Source organism: uncultured Leptotrichia sp., from assembly GCF_938036635.1.
In the GTDB taxonomy this organism is placed as follows: Bacteria; Fusobacteriota; Fusobacteriia; order Fusobacteriales; family Leptotrichiaceae; genus Leptotrichia; species Leptotrichia hongkongensis.
The window spans coordinates 1-4,385 of sequence record NZ_CALHQO010000583.1 but is presented as its reverse complement, the minus strand read 5'-3'; the positions used below and the strand labels follow the sequence as shown (position 1 = coordinate 4,385).

Annotated in this window: 7 protein-coding genes; 1 reads left to right on the top strand and 6 read right to left on the bottom strand. The window is 30.4% G+C overall.

All coding sequences use genetic code 11. From position 1 onward, the window contains the following. The first annotated feature begins 58 nt into the window (after window positions 1-58). A complete protein-coding gene (locus Q0370_RS11650; protein ID WP_299575919.1) occupies window positions 59-241 on the top strand; it encodes a glycerol transporter in 183 nt (60 codons plus the stop codon). A gap of 308 nt (window positions 242-549) precedes the next feature. Here Q0370_RS11650 and Q0370_RS11645 read toward each other — a convergent pair whose 3' ends face one another. The 6 genes from Q0370_RS11645 to Q0370_RS11620 form a co-directional block, all read right to left on the bottom strand. Next, on the bottom strand, window positions 550-1,074 hold the full coding sequence (locus Q0370_RS11645; protein WP_299575917.1) for a gamma carbonic anhydrase family protein: 525 nt from the start codon (window positions 1,072-1,074) through the stop codon (window positions 550-552). A gap of 19 nt (window positions 1,075-1,093) precedes the next feature. After that, on the bottom strand, window positions 1,094-1,864 hold the full coding sequence (gene trmD / locus Q0370_RS11640) for a tRNA (guanosine(37)-N1)-methyltransferase TrmD (RefSeq protein ID WP_299575915.1): 771 nt from the start codon (window positions 1,862-1,864) through the stop codon (window positions 1,094-1,096). 33 nt (window positions 1,865-1,897) lie between these two features. After that, window positions 1,898-2,407, bottom strand: a complete 510-nt coding sequence (rimM, locus tag Q0370_RS11635) for a ribosome maturation factor RimM (RefSeq protein WP_299575913.1) — start codon at window positions 2,405-2,407, stop codon at window positions 1,898-1,900. A 34-nt stretch (window positions 2,408-2,441) separates the two neighbouring features. Then, window positions 2,442-2,861 carry a diguanylate cyclase gene (locus tag Q0370_RS11630; protein WP_299575911.1) on the bottom strand — a complete coding sequence of 140 codons (420 nt, stop codon included), beginning with the start codon at window positions 2,859-2,861 and terminating at the stop codon, window positions 2,442-2,444. A 36-nt stretch (window positions 2,862-2,897) separates the two neighbouring features. Then, window positions 2,898-3,461 (bottom strand): RNA methyltransferase, encoded by a 564-nt coding sequence (locus Q0370_RS11625; RefSeq protein WP_021769217.1) that lies wholly within the window; start codon window positions 3,459-3,461, stop codon window positions 2,898-2,900. A gap of 21 nt (window positions 3,462-3,482) precedes the next feature. Further along, window positions 3,483-4,385: O-antigen ligase (locus Q0370_RS11620; RefSeq protein ID WP_299575907.1), on the bottom strand; the 903-nt coding region annotated here is incomplete at its 5' end.

The window sequence follows — 4,385 nt, the reverse complement described above, 5'->3', positions numbered from 1 at the left end:
GTAACATATACGCAGAAGGATAAAATAAATTAAAATATCGTTGGTGGAGGTAAAAATTATGAGCAGTAAAAAATATCAAAATTTATTAATTATAGTAACCTCTGTAATTTCTTCCATACTTGGAAGCAAAGTTATTGATATGTACGGATGGATTCCAGGATTATTGACAGCTGCAGTAATAGGTGTTGTTATTGGGTTAGGTGGAAAGTATTTGTTTAAGTTTTTTAATAAAACTGAATAGGTAATTTTTAATATTGCACTAGAAAGGGAGTTTCTGTATGCTCAGAAGCTCCTATTTTGATATATTTTAAGCTATATAACATAGTATGTAATTCAAAATTTATTAACATTTACTATTTAAACAGAAATAATAGAAAATAGTTTATTTTAGAATTTTCAGTATTTCATTTTCCCTTTTTTTATTATTTTAGCTTCATTGTTATTAAGATACAAAATAATTTTCCAAATTTATTGTTCCTAAGAAAATAATAATAGAATTAAAAAAGACAACCTTTAGGCTGTCTTTAAACAATGACACTTTATGATTTTTTAAATATTCTCCTTTTTCAAAGTTTTAGCAAACAATTTTCCATTTTTTACATAATGGTCAGCATTTTTTTGAATATGTTCTATTTCTTCATCAGTTAATTTTCTCACTATTTTAGCAGGATTTCCTAAAATGAGAACACCTTTTTCATAAGGAATTTTATGAGTAACTAAAGAACCTGCACCTATAAGACAGTTAGGAGCGATCTTTGTTCCGTTTAAAACAGTGCTTCCCATTCCTACTATCACATTATCTCCTATTTCACAGCTATGAAGTATCACATTATGACCTACAGTAACATTTTCTCCTACAATACAGGGAAGTCCAAAATCAGTATGCAATGTCGAATTATCCTGAACATTGCTATTTTTCCCTATAGTTATTTTCTCCACATCTCCTCTTAGTACCGCACCGAACCATATATTTACACCGTCATTCAGTTCTACATTTCCCATAACATCAGCACTTTCAGCAATAAATACCTCTCCCGATATTTTAGGTTTTATTCCGTCCAATTCATAAATCATTCTGAATACACTCTCCTAACTACATATCTTTCTTTTTCAAGTATTTCTTATAAACTTTCTTAAATTCCAAATCTTTATCAATATTTTCTAACTTTTTTTCAAACAAATCCATTCTGTTCTTCATAGTTTTCTCAATTGAGTGAAACTGCCTATATTCATCAATTTTAGCGTGATTACCGCTTCGTAATACTTCTGGAACAGTATAGCCATCAATTTCTACAGGTCTTGTATATTGGGGAAATCCAAGAAGTCCATTGTAAAATGAGTCTGTTTCAAAAGATTCTTTTTTTATTACACCTTCCTTTATACGAATAACAGAGTCCATAATTACAAGGGAAGGCAAGTCGCCACTGCTTAGGACATAATCTCCAATGGAAATTTCTTCATCTACAAATTTATCAATTACTCTTTGGTCAAGACCTTCATAACGCCCTGAAATAAGTACGATTTCATCTTTTTCTGAAAGTTCAGTAACTTTTTTGTGAGTCAGCTGTTTTCCTTGTGGGGATAAAAAGATTACATAAGGTTTTTTTGAATTTTCATTATTTTCGTTATTGTAAAACTCGTAGTTTTCGTAAAAGAAGTTCCAGTAGGCTTCTGGCTTTAAAACCATTCCAGCACCACCACCAAAAGGGATGTCGTCCATCTGGCTGTGTTTATTTCTAGCATAGTCCCTTATGTTTACAATATTAAAATCGATAATATCTTTTTCAGTTGCTCTTTTTAGTATCGTTTGGGATAAATATTGTTCAAATAATTCAGGAAATAGTGTGAGTACGTTAAATTTCATTAATTTTACCTCTTGTTTATTTTCAAATTATATCTATTCTCTCATTCCGTCAATCAGGCTTACTTCGATTTTGTTATTTGGAAAGTCTATTTTTGTTACAAATTCATCAATTAATGGAACCATAATTTCTTTTTTTGTATTAATATCTTCTATAATTAAGATGTTATGTGCTGCAGTTTCCATTACATCAATGATTTCTCCAATTTTTTCATTTTCAGAAAATACTTCTATTCCAAATAAGTCTTTTACATAAAAATCATCTTCATTTCTTTCAGGCAGTAAATCACGGCGTATTTTGACCTTATAGCCATTCAGCTCTTTTGCGGCATCGATATTTTCAATTCCTTCAAAGTCTAAAATTGCTTTTTTGTCATTTAGCCTTTTTACGTTTTTTACGACGAGTAATTTCTTTTTGTCATTTTTTTCAAGAAGAACACGCTCATTTTCGATAAGCTCGATATTTTCAAAAATTGAGGTAATTTTAACGCTCCCACGTAAATGATGTGTTCCGACAATTGTTCCTATATTTACTAAGTTTTCCATTATTTGTTATTACTTCTCTCTTTCTTGAATTTTTTTAAATTTCTTTTTTTAATTTTGTGAATTTTCTGCTATCCTCAGCAATTGTTTTTAAGTCATCTAAGCTAATTCCATCAAAGTTAGCTGCAACTGCTGAAATTATTCCTTCCACCAATGGGGCATCTGCAATTTTTGCTTCAACTTGCCCTTCCAGCTCTTTTATTGCCTTAGCCGCATTAAATACAGAACTTCCCATATCTACGAAAACAAGTACTCCAACACCGCTATCAGCACGTATTATTGCTTCCTTGACATTTTCGACATTTGTTCCGTAAACTTCTCTGCTTACATTTCCACCATTTTCCAATGCAAAGTCTTCCTGCTTAAATACTTTTACAAAATTAATAATTTCCTGTGCAAGTGTGTTACTGTGGCTAACTACCACAATTCCTACTAAATTATGATTATTTTCTTTCATTTTTTATTTATGTCCTTTCATATTATGGTTATATTTTTAGTTTTCTCCTAGTAATCTGTCTAAAATTATTGAAACAGCGCTTCTGACACACAAATGATTATATCTGGTATTCCCACGGATTGGCTCCAGAATTTTATAGGATAAATCCATAATTTCATTTGTAAGGCCCCATCCTGTTCCAAATAAAATTAAATACGGAGTATCATCTTCGATGATTTCCTTTCCTAAATCAGCATATCCAACAGTATTTGGAAAAATTTTTGCTGAAGTTGTAATAATTTTTGGTTTTTTTCCTTCAATTTTTTCAATTGTTTCTATAGCACTTTGGACAGAATCTTCAAGTTCTGTATTTTCAAAGGCTTCGTTTCTATTTTTGTTAAATTCTATCCCATTTCCTTCAGTCCAGTAGCCAATAATTCTACCAGTCAGCTCTTTCTGGGCATCAACCGGAGTTATAATGAAATATTTTTTTATATCGTAAGTTCTGCAAGTCCTAGAAATATCGTGTATATCAAAGTTTGTGACAGAAGTTGCCACAACATCGTTATTTCTGTTATAAACAGGGTAGTGGACAAGCCCCACATATATGTTATCTCTCATTTTGATATTCCTTTCAGTTTTTTATTTATTTCGTTTCTGCCTGTAGCCACGTATCTGTTCATTTTGCTCCTTATAAGCTAAAGCCATAATAAATAGCAGTACAGTTTGTACCCAAAAAATTGCAAAATCGGTAAAATTATGTACTACAATTCCAGCAATTAGAGCAATTTTTAACACATTATTTCTGTCATTTCTCAAAATATCATACAAGTAGCGTAAAAATACAGCAAATAATGCTATTGTTCCAATTAGTCCGTAACTTAAAAGTAGTTCTACAAGTGCATTATGTGAATGTGGATACACATAATTGGTAAATTTGTAGTAAAAAAAGTTTCCGTGTCCATACAGGATATTGGTTTTTTTAAAAATTCTAAATGCCATATCAATAATTTCGACTCTTAGCCAGAAATATTCTATTAACGTACTTTCACGCAAGAATGGGAAAACGCCTGAAACTACTCCCAAAATATATGATAAAAGAATTAAAATACATCCAGCAAAATATCTTCTTCGTAAAAAGTAGAAAAATAATGTAAATATTCCTAAAACAACTGCAATCAATGAAGATCTTGAACCAGTAAGCAGTATTGTCAGAATATTCATTAAAAATACAGCAAAATTAATTTTTGATTTTTTTTCAAAAGTAAAATATAAATTTATAATTGCCGACATCATCATAATGCTTCCTAAATAATTCGGATTAAAGTACGCAAAGTATCCAATTCTGTTATGTGTGAATAAAAATTCTCCCATTCCTACTAAAAGTGAAATTCCCGAAAATTTTGCCATCCATTCCAGATTATTTTTTTTAAATTCCACATTTACAATCAATGTATAATAACGTCCAACTATAATGCACAAAAATATTGGAATTGCCATTAATCCCAAAATATTTTTGTAAAAGGCAGATGTTATAAGGGAAAA